The 16,641-nt window shown below is 72.2% G+C and carries 12 protein-coding genes; 2 read left to right on the top strand and 10 right to left on the bottom strand.

All coding sequences use genetic code 11. The features are described 5' to 3' along the window. Positions 1–19: 19 nt before the first annotated feature. The 4 genes from AC069K_RS05580 to pta all read right to left on the bottom strand — a co-directional run bounded on the left by AC069K_RS05580 (position 20) and on the right by pta (position 6,323). On the bottom strand, positions 20–1,243 hold the full coding sequence (locus tag AC069K_RS05580; RefSeq protein WP_478612341.1) for a D-alanyl-D-alanine carboxypeptidase family protein: 1,224 nt from the start codon (positions 1,241–1,243) through the stop codon (positions 20–22). A gap of 214 nt (positions 1,244–1,457) precedes the next feature. Continuing rightward, entirely contained in the window at positions 1,458–2,888 is a 1,431-nt protein-coding gene (gene pyk / locus AC069K_RS05575; RefSeq protein ID WP_358835426.1) for a pyruvate kinase, read from the bottom strand. Between the two features lie 100 nt (positions 2,889–2,988). After that, on the bottom strand, positions 2,989–4,233 hold the full coding sequence (locus AC069K_RS05570; protein WP_358835427.1) for an acetate kinase: 1,245 nt from the start codon (positions 4,231–4,233) through the stop codon (positions 2,989–2,991). Beyond that, a complete protein-coding gene (pta, locus tag AC069K_RS05565) occupies positions 4,230–6,323 on the bottom strand; it encodes a phosphate acetyltransferase (protein ID WP_365102290.1) in 2,094 nt (697 codons plus the stop codon). The genes AC069K_RS05570 and pta overlap by 4 nt, the downstream gene beginning before the upstream one ends. 449 nt (positions 6,324–6,772) lie before the next feature. Between pta and AC069K_RS05560 the strand changes: the two genes are divergently transcribed. Continuing rightward, on the top strand, positions 6,773–7,798 hold the full coding sequence (locus AC069K_RS05560; RefSeq protein ID WP_358835429.1) for an ATP-dependent 6-phosphofructokinase: 1,026 nt from the start codon (positions 6,773–6,775) through the stop codon (positions 7,796–7,798). Positions 7,799–8,481: 683 nt separating this feature from the next. Here AC069K_RS05560 and AC069K_RS05555 read toward each other — a convergent pair. From AC069K_RS05555 to AC069K_RS05530, 6 genes are all read right to left on the bottom strand, one after another. Beyond that, positions 8,482–9,132 carry a helix-turn-helix domain-containing protein gene (locus AC069K_RS05555; RefSeq protein ID WP_358837640.1) on the bottom strand — a complete coding sequence of 217 codons (651 nt, stop codon included), beginning with the start codon at positions 9,130–9,132 and terminating at the stop codon, positions 8,482–8,484. Positions 9,133–9,325: 193 nt separating this feature from the next. Then, complete coding sequence (locus AC069K_RS05550; RefSeq protein ID WP_478612334.1) at positions 9,326–10,195, bottom strand: carbohydrate ABC transporter permease; 870 nt, start codon at positions 10,193–10,195, stop codon at positions 9,326–9,328. Further along, the gene (locus AC069K_RS05545) at positions 10,192–11,034 is read right to left on the bottom strand and encodes a carbohydrate ABC transporter permease (protein WP_478613292.1); all 843 of its coding nucleotides are present in this window, start codon (positions 11,032–11,034) and stop codon (positions 10,192–10,194) included. Before AC069K_RS05545 ends, AC069K_RS05550 begins: the two co-directional genes overlap by 4 nt. Before the next feature lie 221 nt (positions 11,035–11,255). Beyond that, the gene (locus AC069K_RS05540) at positions 11,256–12,611 is read right to left on the bottom strand and encodes an ABC transporter substrate-binding protein (RefSeq protein WP_478612332.1); all 1,356 of its coding nucleotides are present in this window, start codon (positions 12,609–12,611) and stop codon (positions 11,256–11,258) included. Positions 12,612–12,726: 115 nt separating this feature from the next. Beyond that, positions 12,727–13,431 carry a response regulator gene (locus tag AC069K_RS05535; RefSeq protein WP_365105924.1) on the bottom strand — a complete coding sequence of 235 codons (705 nt, stop codon included), beginning with the start codon at positions 13,429–13,431 and terminating at the stop codon, positions 12,727–12,729. After that, positions 13,428–15,020 (bottom strand): sensor histidine kinase, encoded by a 1,593-nt coding sequence (locus tag AC069K_RS05530; protein WP_478612328.1) that lies wholly within the window; start codon positions 15,018–15,020, stop codon positions 13,428–13,430. The genes AC069K_RS05535 and AC069K_RS05530 overlap by 4 nt, the downstream gene beginning before the upstream one ends. 171 nt (positions 15,021–15,191) lie before the next feature. Here AC069K_RS05530 and AC069K_RS05525 point away from each other — a divergent pair, with 171 nt between their 5' ends. Further along, a complete protein-coding gene (locus tag AC069K_RS05525) occupies positions 15,192–16,631 on the top strand; it encodes a cation:dicarboxylate symporter family transporter (RefSeq protein ID WP_478612325.1) in 1,440 nt (479 codons plus the stop codon). Positions 16,632–16,641 lie beyond the last annotated feature (10 nt).

Below are 16,641 nucleotides of genomic sequence, written 5' to 3'. Positions count from 1 at the left end.
TCGTTTCCCGGCCCGCTCCCTACACCCGACGCCGCTTCTCCGGCCGCCGCTTCAGCACCACGTACGCCACCCCGGCCGCCACCGCCGCGCCCGCTCCCAGTCCCGTCCAGCCCAGGACGCCCAGGCCCGAGGAGTCCGTGGTCGTCGTGGCCGCCGTCTTCAGGTCGGCGGCGGGCGCGGGCTTCGCCGGGTCCAGGGTGCCGATCGGGGCCGCCCTGCCCACCGCCGTGAAGCCCCAGTCCAGCAGGGCGCGCGTCTCCGTGTAGACCTTGTCGCGCTTGTTCTCCTGGGGGTTCATCACCGTCACCAGGATCGTGTGGCCGTCGCGGGTCGCGGCCTCGGCGAGGGTGTTGCCGGCGTGGGACGTGTAGCCGTTCTTGCCGCCGATCAGGCCCGGGTACTTCGGTACGCCGCCGGTGCCGGAGAGCATGCGGTTGGTGTTGGAGATCCCGAACGGCTTGCCCTTGGTGTTCGGGCCGCCCGGGAACTTCGCGTCCGCCGTCGAGCAGTACTCCTTGAAGTCCTTGTTGCGCAGGCCCGAGCGGAGGAACAGCGTCAGGTCGTACGCCGAGGACACCTGGCCCTCCGCGTCGTAGCCGTCGGGGCTGCGGACGTGGGTGTCCTTGGCGCCCAGGGAGTCCGCCTTCGCCTGCATGTCCGACACCGTCTTGGGGACGCCGCCGTTCATCGACGCCAGGACGTGCACGGCGTCGTTGCCCGAGCGCAGGAACACCCCGCGCCACAGGTCGGCGCCCTGGTACGTCTGGCCCGGGACGATGCCGACCGCGCTGCTGCCGCCGCCCATCCCGTTCAGCTCGGCCGGCTCGACCTTGTGGCTCACCGTGCCCGGGACCGCGGGCAGCACCGTGTCCGCGAAGAGCATCTTCAGCGTGGAGGCGGGCGGCAGCGGCCAGTGGGCGTTGCTGGCGGCCAGTACCTGGCCGGTGTCCGCGTCCGAGACCATCCAGGACAGGGCCGAGAGGCCGGCGGGCAGCGCGGGGGCGCCCTCGCCCGTCTGGGGGCCCGGGAGGCCCAACTGCGCGCCGCCGACCGTGGACATGGCCGCGGGAGGCTGCTTGGGGGCTCCCGCGCGCGGCGCTCCGGGGCTCGGCTTCACGGGCGGGGTCGTGCCCGGCTTCACCGGGTGGGCCGCCGCGGGGGCGGCGCCGCAGACCACCGCCGCCGCGGTGAGGGCCGCGATGGCCAGCGGGCGGCTGAACTGCACAGTTATCGGGGCACGCATGAACGCGAACGTACCCCACGGAATATGTAGATCCTGTTGCGGGCACTCCGCGACTGGGCAACGGAGCGCGAAGACGCCGCAGTCGGTGTATGCGCGCCGCGGTCGGTGTGTGCGCGAAGGGCGGCGACCCGGACAACTCCGGGGCGCCGCCCTTCGCCACGTACCGGAACCTCGGCAAAGCGCCGCCGGAACCTCGCCGTGCCGTGGCCGGAAATCAGCCCTGGCGGCCGTCGCCCAAGTGGTGGACGCGGACCATGTTGGTGGTTCCGGGGACCCCGGGGGGCGAGCCCGCCGTGATGACCATGGTGTCGCCCTCGTTGTGCCGCTTCAGCTTCAGCAGCTCCGCGTCGACGAGGTCCACCATCGCGTCCGTGTTGTCCACGTGCGGGACGACGAACGACTCGACGCCCCAGCTCAGCGCGAGCTGGTTGCGGGTGCCGGCGTCCGTGGTGAAGGCCAGGATCGGCTGGGCCGCGCGGTAGCGCGAGAGGCGACGGGCCGTGTCACCCGACTTGGTGAAGGCCACCAGCGCCTTGCCGTCGAGGAAGTCCGCGATCTCGCAGGCCGCGCGGGCGACCGAACCGCCCTGGGTGCGCGGCTTCTTGCCCGGGACCAGGGGCTGGAGGCCCTTGGAGAGCAGCTCCTCCTCGGCGGCCTCGACGATGCGGGACATCGTCTTGACCGTCTCGATCGGGTAGGCGCCGACCGAGGACTCGGCGGAGAGCATGACCGCGTCCGCGCCGTCCAGGATGGCGTTGGCCACGTCGGAGGCCTCGGCGCGGGTCGGGCGCGAGTTGGTGATCATGGATTCCATCATCTGGGTCGCCACGATCACCGGCTTGGCGTTGCGGCGGCACAGCTCGATGAGGCGCTTCTGCACCATCGGGACCCGCTCCAGCGGGTACTCGACGGCGAGGTCGCCGCGGGCCACCATCACACCGTCGAACGCCATGACGACGCCCTCCATGTGCTCGACGGCCTGCGGCTTCTCCACCTTGGCGATGACCGGCACGCGGCGGCCGACCTCGTCCATGACCTTGTGGACGTCCTTGACGTCGTCGGCGTCCCGGACGAAGGAGAGGGCGACCAGGTCGCAGCCCATCCTCAGGGCGAAGCGCAGGTCCTCGATGTCCTTCTCGGACAGGGCCGGGACGTTCACCGCCGCGCCGGGCAGGTTGATGCCCTTGTGGTCGGAGATGACACCGCCCTCGATGACGATGGTCTTGACCCGGGGGCCCTCGACCTCGGTCACCTTGAGCTCGACGTTGCCGTCGTTGATCAGGATCGGGTCGCCCTTGGAGACGTCGCCCGGCAGGCCCTTGTAGGTGGTCCCGCAGATCGACTTGTCGCCCGGGACGTCCTCGGTGGTGATGACGAACTCGTCACCGCGCACCAGCTCGACGGGGCCCTCGGCGAAGGTCTCCAGGCGGATCTTCGGGCCCTGGAGGTCGGCGAGCACGCCCACCGCGCGGCCGGTGTCCTCGGCGGCCCTGCGGACACGGTCGTACCGTTCCTGGTGCTCTGCCTGGGACCCGTGGCTGAAGTTGAAGCGGGCCACGTTCATACCGGCCTCGATCAGAGCAGTGAGCTGCTCGTAGGAGTCGACGGCGGGGCCCAGTGTGCAGACGATTTTGGAACGGCGCATGAGGCGATCCTATCGGTTTGTTTCGCTCCGGAATATTCCGTCTGGTGGAATGTACAAATGGGCGGAGGCGCGCTCAGGCGTGGCCTGAAACGGTCCCCGCTCAGACGCCCCTACCCTCGGCGCCGTCGCCGGACCGGACCAGCGCGTACGTCTGCGTCGCGATCTCCAGCTCCTCGTCCGTGGGTACCACTGCCACGGCCACGCGCGCGTATTCCGGTGAGATGAGCCTCGGCGCGTCGGACCGTACGGCGTTGAGCTCGCCGTCGACCGCGAGCCCCAGCTCCTCCAGGCCCAGCACGGCGGCCTCGCGCACCGGCGCCGCGTTCTCGCCCACCCCGGCGGTGAAGGCGACCGCGTCGACCTTGCCGAGTACCGCGTAGTAGGCGCCGATGTACTTCTTCAGCCGGTGGATGTAGATGTCGAAGGCGAGCGCGGCGCGCTGGTCGCCCGCCTCGATCCGGCGGCGGATCTCGCGCATGTCGTTGTCGCCGCAGAGGCCGACCAGACCGCTCTTCTTGTTGAGCAGGACGTCGATCTCGTCCGTCGACATCCCGGCGACCCGCTCCAGGTGGAAGGTCACCGCCGGGTCGATGTCGCCCGAGCGGGTGCCCATGACCAGGCCCTCCAGCGGGGTGAGCCCCATCGAGGTGTCCACGCACACCCCGCCGCGCACCGCCGAGGCGGAGGCCCCGTTGCCCAGGTGCAGCACGATCACGTTGACCTCGGAGGGGTCCTTGCCGAGCAGCTTCGCGGTCTCGCGCGAGACGTACGCGTGCGAGGTGCCGTGGAAGCCGTAGCGGCGGATGCGGTGCGCGTCGGCGGTCTCCACGTCGATGGCGTACCGGGCCGCGTGCTCGGGCATCGTGGTGTGGAAGGCGGTGTCGAAGACGGCCACCTGCGGCAGGTCCGGGCGCAGGTCCTGGGCGGTGCGGATGCCGGTGATGTTCGCCGGGTTGTGCAGCGGCGCGACCGGGACCAGGCGCTCGATCTCCGCCATGACCTCTTCGGTGATCACGGTCGGGGCGCTGAACTTCAGCCCGCCGTGCACCACCCGGTGGCCGATCGCGGCGAGTTCGGGCGAGTCGAGGCCGAGGCCGTCCTTGGCGAGCTCCTCGGAGACCGCCTTCAGGGCGGCCCCGTGGTCGGCGATCGGGCCGTTGACCTCGCGCCGGTCGCCGCCGGTCAGCGGGGTGTGCACCAGGCGGGAGGTCTCCTCGCCGATCCGCTCGACCAGGCCCGCCGCGAGTCGCGTGGAGCCGGCCATGTCGAGCAGCTGGTACTTCACCGACGACGAGCCGGAGTTGAGTACGAGGACGCGCGACGGGGTCGGGTCGGTGCTGGTCATGCGGAGGTCTCCTGCCCCTGTGCCTGCGCCTGGGCCTGGATGGCCGTGATGGCGACGGTGTTGACGATGTCCTGGACGAGGGCGCCGCGCGAGAGGTCGTTGACCGGCTTGCGCAGCCCCTGGAGCACCGGGCCGACGGCCACGGCGCCGGCCGAGCGCTGGACGGCCTTGTAGGTGTTGTTGCCGGTGTTGAGGTCCGGGAAGATCAGGACGGTGGCCTGCCCGGCCACCTCCGAGCCCGGCAGCTTGGTCGCGGCCACCGAGGGCTCCACGGCCGCGTCGTACTGGATCGGGCCCTCGATCCGCAGGTCCGGACGGGCCTCGCGGACGAGCTTGGTGGCCTCGCGGACCTTGTCGACGTCGGCGCCCGAGCCGGAGGTGCCGGTCGAGTACGAGAGCATCGCGATCCGCGGGTCCACGCCGAAGCGGGCCGCGGTGGCGGCCGCCTGGACCGCGATGTCGGCCAGCTGCTCGGCGTCCGGGTCCGGGTTGACCGCGCAGTCGCCGTACACCAGCACCTTGTCGGCGAGGCACATGAAGAAGACGGACGACACGATGGACGCCTCCGGCTTCGTCTTGATGATCTCGAAGGCGGGGCGGATGGTGGCGGCGGTGGAGTGCACCGAGCCGGAGACCATGCCGTCGGCCAGGCCCTCCTGGACCATCAGGGTGCCGAAGTAGTTGACGTCCGCGACCACGTCGTACGCGAGCTCCACCGTCACGCCCTTGTGCGCGCGCAGCTCGGCGTACCGCTCGGCGAAGCGCTGGCGCAGCTCGGAGGTGTGCGGGTCGACGATCTCGCACCGGGAGACGTCGATGCCGAGGTCGGCGGCCTTCTTGCGGATGGCCTCCACGTCGCCGAGCAGGGTGAGGTCGCAGACGTCGCGGCGCAGCAGGACGTCGGCGGCGCGCAGCACGCGCTCCTCGGCGCCCTCGGGGAGCACCACCCGGCGGCGGTCCGCGCGGGCCTGTTCCAGCAGCTCGTGCTCGAACATCATCGGGGTGACGCGGCCGCTGCGGGCCACCGACATCCGGGCCAACAGGTCGGCGGTGTCGGTGTGCCGCTCGAAGAGGCCGAGCGCGGTCTCCGCCTTGCGCGGGGTGGAGGCGTTCAACTTGCCTTCGAGGGCGAAGAGTTCACCGGCCGTCGGGAAGGACCCGCCGGTGACGGCGACCACCGGGGTGCCGGGCGCGAGGCGGTCGGCGAGCTTGAGGATGGCCTCGCCCGGCCGCTCGTCCAGGGTCAGCAGGACGCCGGCTATCGGCGGCGTCCCGGCGCTGTGCGCGGCCAGTGAGCCCACCACCAGGTCGGCCCGGTCGCCCGGGGTCACGACCAGGCAGCCCGGGGTGAGGGCGTTGAGGAAGTTCGGCAGCATCGCCCCGCCGAAGACGAAGTCCAGCGCGTCCCGGGCGAGCCCGGCGTCGTCGCCGAGCAGGACCGTACCGCCGAGCGCCGCGGTGATCTGGGCGACGGTCGGCGCGGCCAGCGCGGGCTCGTCGGGCAGGACGTAGCACGGCACCGGCAGCTGGGCCTTCAGCCCGTCCGCGATGCCCTCGCGGTCCTGCGGGGTCACCCGGTTGACGACCATCGCCAGGACGTCGCAGCCCAGCGCCTCGTACGCGCGGTGGGCGTTGCGCGCCTCGGCCCGCACCGACTCGGCCGGCTGGCCCTTGCCGCCGACCACCGGGATCACGGAGGCGCCGAACTCGTTGGCCAGGCGCGCGTTCAGCGACAGCTCGTCCGGGAGCTGGGTGGCGGCGAAGTCGGTGCCGAGGACGAGGACCACCTCGTAGGCGCGGGCGACCTTGTGGAAGCGCTCGACGAGCTGGGAGACCAGCTCGTCGGTGCCGCGCTCGGCCTGGAGCGCGGACGCCTCGTGGTAGTCCATCCCGTACACCGTCGACTCGTCCTGGGACAGCCGGTAGCGGGCGCGGAGCAGGTCGAAGAGCCGGTCGGGGCCGTCGTGCACGAGGGGACGGAAGACGCCCACCCGGTCCACTTGGCGCGTCAGGAGCTCCATGACTCCCAGCTCGACGACCTGGCGGCCGTCTCCCCGGTCGATCCCGGTCACGTACACGCTGCGCGTCACGCGTGCTCTCCCGTTCTGTCTGCGTCGTCGTACTGGTGGGGCGTCGTACTGGTGGGGCGGTGGGCAGTGGGCGCTGGGCGGTGCGGTGGGGCCGGGGCTCGTGCCCGGGGGCGTCCCCCGGGCCTTACTGCCCGTGCCCGGCCCTTCCCTGATCCTTCCTGCTTCCTTCCCCCCGTTCCCGGGGCGAAAAAAATCGGGGCGGTCAGCCTCGCCCTCTTGACAATACCTCTGCGCGTGGTTACAGCGCCCGCCGGGCGAAGGCGGGGACGAAGGTCCCGGGCGGGCGGGGGAGGAAGGTCCCCGGCCCGGGGGGACGGAAGGCCCGCGGGGGCGGGCGTACGGCCGCGCCGGGCGGGCGGGGCCCGTGAGGTGCGTGTGACAATCGGTTCGTCGGCCCGGTTCCTCGCGGCCGGCGGGCACGGCACCACAGAGCAGGAGACTGAGTCACGATGCGCATCGGAGTCCTCACCGCGGGCGGCGACTGCCCCGGCCTGAACGCAGTGATCCGGTCGGTCGTGCACCGGGCCCTGACCGGCCACGGCGACGAGGTCATCGGCTTCGAGGACGGGTTCAAGGGCCTCCTCGACGGCCACTTCCGCCCCCTCGACCTGGACTCCGTCAGCGGCATCCTCGCGCGCGGCGGCACCATCCTCGGGTCGGCCCGCCTGGAGCGCGCCCGGCTGCGCGAGGCCGCCGAGAACTGCGCGGAGCTGGCCCGCCGTTACGGCATCGACGCGCTCATCCCGATCGGTGGCGAGGGCACGCTGACGGCGGCCCGGATGCTCTCCGACGCCGGGATGCCGGTCGTCGGCGTGCCGAAGACCATCGACAACGACATCTCCTCGACCGACCGCACCTTCGGCTTCGACACGGCCGTCATGGTCGCGACCGAGGCGATCGACCGGCTGAAGACCACGGCCGAGTCGCACCAGCGCGTGATGGTCGTCGAGGTCATGGGGCGCCACGCGGGGTGGATCGCGCTGGAGTCCGGTATGGCGGGCGGCGCCCACGGCATCTGTCTGCCGGAGCGGCCCTTCGAGGTCGACGACCTGGTCAAGATGGTCGAGGAGCGGTTCGCGCGCGGCAAGAAGTTCGCGGTGATCTGCGTCGCGGAGGGGGCGCATCCCGCGGAGGGGGCCATGCCGTACGAGAAGGGCGCGATCGACCAGTACGGGCACGAGCGGTTCGCCGGGATCGGGAACCGGCTGGCCATCGAGCTGGAGCGGCGTCTGGGGAAGGAGGCGCGGCCGGTGATCCTCGGGCACGTCCAGCGGGGCGGGGTGCCGACCGCGTACGACCGGGTGCTCGCGACGCGGTTCGGGTGGCATGCGGTGGAGGCGGTGCACCGGGGGGACTTCGGGAACATGACGGCGTTGCGGGGGACGGATGTGGTGATGGCGCCGTTGGCTTCTGCGGTGACGGAGTTGAAGACGGTGCCGGTGGATCGGGTGTTCGAGGCGGAGTCGGTGTTCTGAGTTCGCCCCACCCCGCCCCGTTCCCTTAACCCTCCGGGGGTGGGCGGGGGTGCGCTTCCGGGTCAACCCCCCGGCCCCAGCGTGCGGGGCTGCGCCCCGGCCCCCCCCACGCGCGGGGCCGCGCCCCGGACCCTCGCGTGCGGGGCCGCGCCCCGCCCCCCCGGCGGGGCCTGCGGCCCCTGCACCCCGCTCACGGGGCTGCGCCCCGAACCCCTCTTTCGTCTGCGGACCGTGCTGGGTTGCTCGCGCAGTTCCCCGCGCCCCTAAGGGGGATGCCCGCAGCCGAAATGCTCACCTCGGCCACACGCTGCGAGAGCCACGAGGAACGGCGCGCCCACCCCAAGCAACCCGCGCCCGAAGCCCGACCCGGAAGGGGCGCGGGGAACGGCGCGACCAACCCCCACTCACCCGCAGACGAACCCCGGGCCTTGAAGGGGCGCGGGGAACTGCGCGACCAGCCACGACGCACCCGCAGCCAAAGTCCGGCCCCGGAAGGGGCGCGGGGAACTGCGCGAGCAACCTCCACTCACCCGCAGTCGAAGTCCGGCCCCTTCAGGGGCGCGGGGAACTGCGCGAGCAAGTCCCACTCACCCGCAGCCGAACGCCGGGCCGAAAAGGGGCGCGGGGAACTGCGCGAGTAAGGCCCACTCACCCGCAGACGAACCCCGGGCTCCAGACCCCCCCTACCCCTGGGCCAGCACCCAGAAGTGGTCCACGATCCGGTCCAGGAACTCCCGCCCCGCATCCCCCGCCGTCGACTCCGTCCCCGCCCCGCTCGTTCCCCAGCTCATCGTGGACATCATGCGGCCCTGGTAGTCGGTGTGCAGTTGTTCCAGGACGTCCTGGAGGTGGTGGCGGGGGAGGGGGAGGAGTTTGGAGGCGGGGCGGACGTACGCCTGCCAGCGGGTGGTGACCGCGCTGCGCAGGAGCTCCGCGAGGTCCTCGTGCTGGCCCGTCGCCGTGACGTACTCCCGCAGCGACAGGTTCAGCGCCTGCGTCAGCGCCTCCGACTGGCGCTCGTTGCCCCGCCAGCGGCCCGACTCCTCCATCCGGAGGTACGCCCCGACGTCGAGTCCCACCCGCCTCGCCAGGTCCTCGGGGCTGAGCCCGCGGGCCATGCGGTGTTCGCGGAGGGTGGCCGCCGCGGCCATCAGATCGCCCGGGGAGCACCACAGCACCCCCGCCAGCGCGGTCAGCTCACGCGAGTCGGGGGTGGCGAAGCCGCGCTCCCAGGAGGAGACGGTCTCGGGGGAGACCCGCAGCCCGTACTGGGCGTACAGGCCGTAGGAGACATGGCCGGGCGCCATGCCCAGCGCCTCGCGCAGACGGCGCATGGCGGGGGCGTTGAACGGCGGGGTGGGGTGCACGCGCACACCGTAGGTGCACAGGGTGACGGCTGACCACGGTGTGTTCACCCAAATCTGTCAGTCCGTAGGAAGGTACGGCTCCACTTATCGGATGCGTCACGACCCGCCCCTCACCCCTTGACCCCCTCACCCCTTGACCCCCTCACCCCCTGCCCCGCCCTCACCCCTTCACCGCCCCGCCCAGCGCGAAACCGCCGCCCAGGCGCTGTGCGATCACCACGTAGAGGAGGAGCACCGGGGTCGAGTAGAGGATCGAGAAGGCGGCCAGCTCGCCGTAGACCACCGAGCCGTAGTTGCCGAAGAAGGTGAAGATCGAGACGGAGGCGGGCAGGCGGTCGGGGGAGAGCAGGAGCATGAAGGGGACGAAGAAGTTGCCCCACAGCATGATGAAGGTGTAGATCGTCACCACCGTCACGCCCGGCCCCATCAGCGGCAGCACCACCCGCCACAGCGTCTGCGGCATCGACGCCCCGTCCGTCCAGGCCGCCTCCTCCAGGACCCGGGGCACGCCGTCCATGAAGTTCTTCATCAGCCAGATGGCGAACGGGAGCTGCGCGGTGGCCAGGAACAGGGCCGTGCCGTACACCGTGTCGATCAGGTCGACCTGCACGAACAGCCCGTACACCGGGACCATCACCGCCGTGATCGGTAGACAGGTGGTGAACAGGACCGTCAGGAGGTACGGGCGGGTCAGGCGCGAGCGGTAGCGCGAGAGCGGATAGGCGGCCAGTACGGCGCACACCACCGTCAGGACGGTCGCGCCGCCGCACAGCACCAGGCTGTTGAGCATCGGTGTGAAGGTGACCTCGTCCGTCCACACGGCGGAGAAGTTCTCCAGGGTGGGGGAGCCCGGCACCCGCACCCGCAGGTCCGCGTCCGCGTCCAGTGAGGAGAGCAGCAGCCACAGCAGCGGCAGCGCGAACGCCGCCGCGACCGCCAGCAGCGCCGCGTCGGCGGCCAGCCGCTCCCGGGTCCGGCGGCGCGGGACGCGTCGGGGCGCGGGCCGGCTCGCGCGTCGGGGCACGCTCACACCTCCACCCTCATCAGCCGCAGGTACACCACCGAGAACAGGGCCCCCACCAGGAGCAGCAGCAGCGCCACGGCCGTCCCGTAGCCGATCAGGCTCTTCACGAAGGCCTGGTCGTACATGAACACCGGGAGGGTCTGGCTGCGCCGGCCAGGACCGCCCCGGGTCATCGCCCAGATCAGCCCGAAGACGGAGAGGGTCTGGAGGGTGTTGAGCATCAGGTTGGTGCCGATCGAGCGGCGGATCATCGGCAGGGTGATGTGCCAGAGCCGGCGCAGCCCGCTCGCGCCGTCCACCTCGGCCGCCTCGGTGATCTCCTGCGGGATCTCGGAGAGCGCGGCCGAGTAGATCAGCATGGAGAAGGCGGTGCCGCGCCAGACGTTGGCGAAGGAGACGGCGAGGATGGGCAGGCCGTACAGCCAGTTCTGGGTGGGCAGGTGGAGCTGGCCGAGGAGGGCGTTGAGGGTGCCCTCGCGGCGGAAGAAGGCGTACAGCAGGAACGCGGCGACGATCTCCGGCAGCACCCAGGCCGCGATCACCAGCGTCCCCGTCAGGGTGCGCACCGGCCGCGAGGCGCGCCGCATCAGGGCGGCGAGCGCGAGGCCGAGGGTGTTCTGCCCGGCGATCGAGGAGACCACGGTGAACACCAGCGTCAGCCAGACGGCGTTGCGGAAGCCCGGGTCGGCGAACGCCCGCCGGAAGTTGGCGAACCCGACGAAGCCGGTGCCCGAGGCGCCGGTCAGCTGCATGTCGGTGAAGGCGATGTAGACGCAGTAGCCGATGGGTCCGGCGAGGAAGAGCAGCAGGAGGAGGGTGGCGGGGGCCAGGGGAAGCCAGCGCAGCGCCGCCGCACGTCCCGTGCCCTTTCCCCGGCCCCGGCCGCCCGCCCCGGCGCCCCGCGCCCGACCCCCGCCGTCCGCCCCGGCGCCCCGGGCACGGTCCGTGCCGCGGGCCCCGGAGCCCCGTGTCCGGCCTCCGCCGCCCGCGCCGGCCGTACGCGCTCGCCCCCCACCGCCCGCCCCGGCACCCCGCACCCGCCCCCCGCCCGTACGCGCAGCGTCCCTCACCGCTTCGTCACCGCGCCGCCGGTGATCGTGGCCAGTTGTTCGTCGTACGTCCTGGCCGCCTCCGCGGGCGTCGCGTCGCCGGTGGTCACCGCCTCCATCGCCTCGCCGATCGCCGTCGACACCTGGGGGTAGACGGGGAGCGCCGGGCGGTAGTGGGTGTACTTGACCAGGCCGGTGAAGAAGGAGACGCCGGGGGTCGAGCGCAGGTACGCCGGGTCGGCCGCCACGTCGTCGCGCACCGCGATCTGCGCGTCCGCCACGGCCCACTTCACGGCGTTCGCGGGGGTCTGCATCAACCGCACGAACTCCCAGGCGAGCGAGGGGTTCTTGGCCTTCTTCGGGATCGCCCAGGTCCAGCCGCCGGACAGGGAGACCCGGCCGGGCGCCTGCCCGTCCTTGGTGGGCATCGCCGCCTGCCCCAGCACGCTCGACCACCGCGGCCAGTCCCGGGTGCCCCTGCCGCTCCAGAACTGGCCCAGCCACGAGCCGTCGAGCGCGATCGCGAGCTTGCCCTCGGGCAGCCACTCGGTGGCGACGCGGGTGTTCACATTGGGGTCGAGCGCGTCGGAGACGTCGGGGCCGAGCTTCTCCCCGTACACCGTCCGGACGAAGCCCAGCGCGTCCTGGAAGCCCTGCGAGCCGGTGACCCACTTCTTGGCGGCGGGGTCGTACAGGGGGTTGTCGCCGGTCCCGTACAGCAGCATCTCGAAGCCCTGCATCACCGCCGCCTCGCCGGCCGCCTTGCCGGTGAGGACGTTGAGCGGGATGACGCCGGGGACCTTCTTCTTGATGGTGCGGGCGGCGTCGAGGATGTCCGCCCAGTTCCTCGGCTGCCAGTCCTCGGGCAGCCCCGCCTTCGCGAACAGCCGCTTGTTGAACCACAGGCCCCGGGTGTCGGTGCCGTCCGGGACGCCGTAGGTCCTGCCGTCCTCCGCCCTGGCCGCCGTCTTCGCCGTGGGTACGAAGCGGTTCCAGTCGTCCCAGGAGGCCAGCCGGTCGTCGAGCGGGCTCAGATAGCCGGCCTTGATGTCGGAGTTGATGCGGAAGGTGTCCTCGTAGACCAGGTCCGGCGCGGTCTTGCCCGAGCGCATCATCTGCTGGGCCTTCGTGGCGTAGTCGTTGTCCGGGGCCTGGATGGGGACGAGCTTGACCTTCTTGCCGGGGTGGTCCCGCTCGAACTGCCGCTTCACCGACGCCAGGAAGTCGTCCTTGAAGCGGACGGTGTGGTCGGTGGAGCGGTTGTAGGCGACCTCGACGGTGTCCGAACCGCCGCCGGAGCCGCCACAGGCGGTGAGCGAGCCGGCGGCGAGCGCGGTGGCGAGGACCAGCGGGACTACGGCGGTGGGACGCACGGCACGACCTCCTCGGGACACGAGTGGCTGCCCGGTGAACGTAAAGCCGCCCCGGTCCATGGTCAATGGGGCCCGTCGGCCGCCGCCCACTGCTGACGAATCGTCAAGTGGCGTGTCAGCGGCGGGAGTCGACCCAGCGGTACTGGAGCTCCGGGCGTCCGATCTGCCCGTACTGCGGGGTCCGCTCGGCGCGGCCCGAGGTGACCAGGTGCTCCAGATAGCGCCGCGCGGTGATGCGCGAGATGCCGACCGCCTCGGCGGCCTCCGAGGCGGTGACACCGCTCGCCGAGGAACGCAGGGTGCGGGTCACCGCCTGGAGCGTGGGCGCGCTCAGTCCCTTGGGCAGGGCCGTGGGCTGCGGGACGCGCAGGGTGGACAGGGCGCGGTCGACCTCCTCCTGCCCGGACGCCTCCCCGGCGGTCGCGCGGAACTCGGCGTACCGTACGAGGCGGTCGCGCAGGGTGGCGAAGGTGAAGGGCTTCAGGACGTACTGCACCACCCCCAGCGAGACTCCCTCGCGCACCATCGTCAGATCGCGCGCCGAGGTCACCGCGATGACGTCCGCGCCGTGCCCGGCCGCCCGCAGCGAACGCACCAGCTGGAGGCCGTGCCCGTCCGGCAGATAGAGGTCGAGCAGCAGCAGGTCGACCTCGACGCGGTCGAGCACCCGCAGCGCCTCGGCCCGCGAGTGCGCGGCCCCGGCCACCGTGAAGCCGGGCACCCGGCCGACGTAGAGCCGGTGCGCGTCGGCGGCGACCGGGTCGTCCTCGACGACCAGCACTCTGATGGGCTCGCCGGTGGGCCCCTGGGTGGCCGTCACGCCGGCACCGCCTCCCCGCGCAGCGGCAGCCGTACGGTGAACTCGGCGCCCCCGTAAGGTCCCTCGGCCAGCGCCACGCTTCCGCCGTGCCGGGCCACCGTCATCCGCACCAGCGCCAGACCGATGCCGCGCCCCGGGCTCTTGGTGGACCAGCCGCGCTCGAAGACCGCGTCCGCGGCGGCCGGATCGACGCCCCGGCCGCTGTCCGCGACCCGGACCACCAGCTCCTCGTCCTCGGTGGCGAGGGTGACCGCGACCCGGGCCCCCGCGCTGCCCTGGGCCGCGTCGACCGCGTTGTCCACCAGGTTGCCCAGGACCGTGACCAGGTCGCGCGGGGGCAGGGTGGACGGCAGCAGCCCGTCCTCGATGGCGCTGCCCTCGGTGAGCGCCAGCGCCACCCCGTGCTCATGGGCCTGGGCCGCCTTGCCGAGCAGCAGCGCGGCGAGCACCGGCTCGCCCACCGCCGTGACCACCTGGTCGGTGAGGGCCTGGGCGAGCTCCAGCTCGGCCGTGGCGAACTCCACCGCCTCCTGGACGCGGCCCAGCTCGATCAGGGAGACCACCGCGTGCAGCCGGTTCGCGGCCTCGTGTGCCTGCGCCCGCAGCGCCTGGGTGAACCCGCGCTCGGAGTCCAGCTCGCCGGAGAGCGCCTGGAGTTCGGTGTGGTCGCGCAACGTCACCACGGTGCCCCGCCGGCCGCCGCTGGAGACCGGCCGGGTGTTGACCACGACGATCCGGTCGGCCGTCATGTGGACCTCGTCCGCCCTCGGCTCGCTCGCCAGCAGCGCCCCGGCGAGCGGCGCGGGCAGCCCGAGGTCGGCCACCGACCGGCCCACCGCGTCCTCGCCGAGTCCGAGCAGCTCCCGGCCGCCGTCGTTGATGAGCGCGATCCTGCGCTGCCCGTCCAGCATCAGCAGCCCCTCGCGCACCGCGTGCAGCGCGGCCTGGTGGTAGTCGTGCATCCGGCTCAGCTCGGCCGCGTTCATGCCGTGGGTGTGCCGCCGCAGCCGCGCGTTGATCACATAGGTGCCGAGCCCGCCGAAGGCCAGCACCCCGGAGGCGACCGCGAGCAGCGCCGCCATCTGCTCGCGCACCTGCGCGCTGATCGTGTCGATGGTGATGCCCGCGCTGACCAGGGCGGTGATCCGGCCGCGGTCGCGCACCGGCGCGACCACCCGCACGGACGGCCCGAGCACGCCCATGTGCGTCTCGCTGAACGTCTCGCCGCGCAGCGCGGGCCGGATGTCGCCGAGGTACTTGCGGCCGATCTCCCCCGGCACCGGATGCGTCCAGCGGGTCCCGTCCGGGGCGAGGACCACCACGAAGTCGACGCCGGCGGTGTGCCGCAGGGTCTCGGCGTACGGCTGGAGGGCCGCCGTCGGGTCCTTGGAACGGACCGCCTCGGCCACCGCGGGCGAGGTGGCCACGGCGGTCGCGATCGCGGTGGTCTGGCGCCGGGCGGTCTCCTCGGCCTGGGTCCGGTCGTGGACGTACGAGTAGAGCGCGCAGCCCGCCACGATCGCCGCGACCAGCACCACCTGCATGGCGAAGAGCTGGCCCGCGAGGCTGCGGGGTCGGGGTATGCGCATGCCGGACAGTGTGCACCCGCGCACATCACGGTGAGTACAAGCCGTGTGAACGAAATGCACGCAAGGGTGACCGGCGTCACAGCCTGGGCGATAGTCGCGGAGATCCATCGAGCCACCGGGACACAGACGCCCGTACGCGGGACGCGTACGGAAGCAGGAGGAGGCACCCCCGTGACCCCAGCAGCCGCCCGCCGGGACCGCCCCCAAGGCCGTAAGGGCCGGGGAGGCACCCGTACGCACTATCTGTATCCCGCGGTGATCGCCGCGGTGCTCATCGGCATCACCGTCGGCTTCGCCGCCCCCGGGGTGGCCGTCGAGCTCAAGCCGATCGGTACCGGCTTCGTGAACCTGATCAAGATGATGATCTCGCCGATCATCTTCTGCTCGATCGTGCTCGGCGTCGGATCCGTGCGCAAGGCCGCCAAGGTCGGCGTGGTCGGCGGGCTCGCGCTCGGCTACTTCCTGGTGATGTCGACCGTGGCGCTCGCCATCGGCCTGGTCGTCGGCAACGTCCTGGAGCCCGGCTCCGGCCTGCACATCACCGAGGCGACCAAGCACGCGGGCGCCAAGCAGGCGGCCGGCGCCGGCGAGTCGACCGCCGACTTCCTGCTCGGGATCATCCCCCGGACGATGGTCTCCGCCTTCACCGAGGGCCAGGTCCTCCAGACCCTGCTGATCGCCCTGCTCGTGGGCTTCGCGCTCCAGGCGATGGGCTCGGCGGGCGAGCCGGTGCTGCGCGGCATCGGCCACATCCAGAGGCTGGTCTTCCGCGTCCTGTCGATGGTGATGTGGGTGGCGCCGCTCGGCGCGTTCGGCGCCATCGCGGCGGTGGTCGGCGAGACCGGCACGGACGCGCTGAAGTCACTGGCCGTCATCATGGTCGGCTTCTACCTCACGTGCGCGCTGTTCGTCCTCGTCGTCCTCGGTACGCTGCTGCGCCTGCTGGCCGGGGTGAACATCTTCCGGCTGCTGAAGTACCTGGGCCGCGAGTTCCTGCTGATCCTGTCGACCTCCTCCTCCGAGACGGCGCTGCCCCGGCTGATCGCCAAGATGGAGCACCTGGGCGTGAGCCGGGCCGTGGCGGGCATCACCGTGCCCACCGGCTACTCGTTCAACCTGGACGGAACCGCGATCTACCTCACGATGTCCTCGCTCTTCATCGCCAACGCGATGGGCGAGCCGCTGAGCGCCGGACAGCAGATCTCGCTGCTCCTGTTCATGATCGTCGCCTCCAAGGGCGCCGCCGGGGTCACCGGCGCCGGCCTCGCGACCCTGGCAGGCGGCCTCCAGTCGCACCGCCCCGAACTGGTCGACGGCGTCGGCCTGATCGTCGGCATCGACCGCTTCATGAGCGAGGCGCGGGCGCTGACCAACTTCGCGGGCAACGCGGTCGCCACGGTCCTGGTGGGCACCTGGACCAAGGAGATCGACACCGCACGGGTCGAGGAGGTCCTCGCCGGGCGCGCCCCGTTCGACGAGACGACCTTCGAGGCGGGCGACGCCCACGGTCCGGCGGAGCCGCCGAGGGAGCGGGAGGTGGCGGAGGTGGTCCTCACCAAGGAAACCCCTGCTCAGACTCGGTCCGAGCGGAAGGAACCCGCCACCCCCTGAACGCGTCCGG

The organism is Streptomyces sp. NPDC043908 (assembly GCF_056435525.1).
Note: the sequence above shows the minus strand (reverse complement) of the source record. Positions and strands in the feature narration are given on the sequence as shown.

Bases quoted from the DNA above. Each gene is read 5' to 3' on its own strand.
- AC069K_RS05570 (WP_358835427.1), bottom strand. From the start codon at position 4,233: ATGACCAGCACCGACCCGACCCCGTCGCGCGTCCTCGTACTCAACTCC.
- AC069K_RS05530 (WP_478612328.1), bottom strand. From the start codon at position 15,020: ATGCGCATACCCCGACCCCGCAGCCTCGCGGGCCAGCTCTTCGCCATG.
- AC069K_RS05555 (WP_358837640.1), bottom strand. From the start codon at position 9,132: ATGCGCCGTCTGCGCGAGGCGCTGGGCATGGCGCCCGGCCATGTCTCC.
- AC069K_RS05560 (WP_358835429.1), top strand. From the start codon at position 6,773: ATGCGCATCGGAGTCCTCACCGCGGGCGGCGACTGCCCCGGCCTGAAC.
- AC069K_RS05580 (WP_478612341.1), bottom strand. From the start codon at position 1,243: ATGCGTGCCCCGATAACTGTGCAGTTCAGCCGCCCGCTGGCCATCGCG.
- pyk (WP_358835426.1), bottom strand. From the start codon at position 2,888: ATGCGCCGTTCCAAAATCGTCTGCACACTGGGCCCCGCCGTCGACTCC.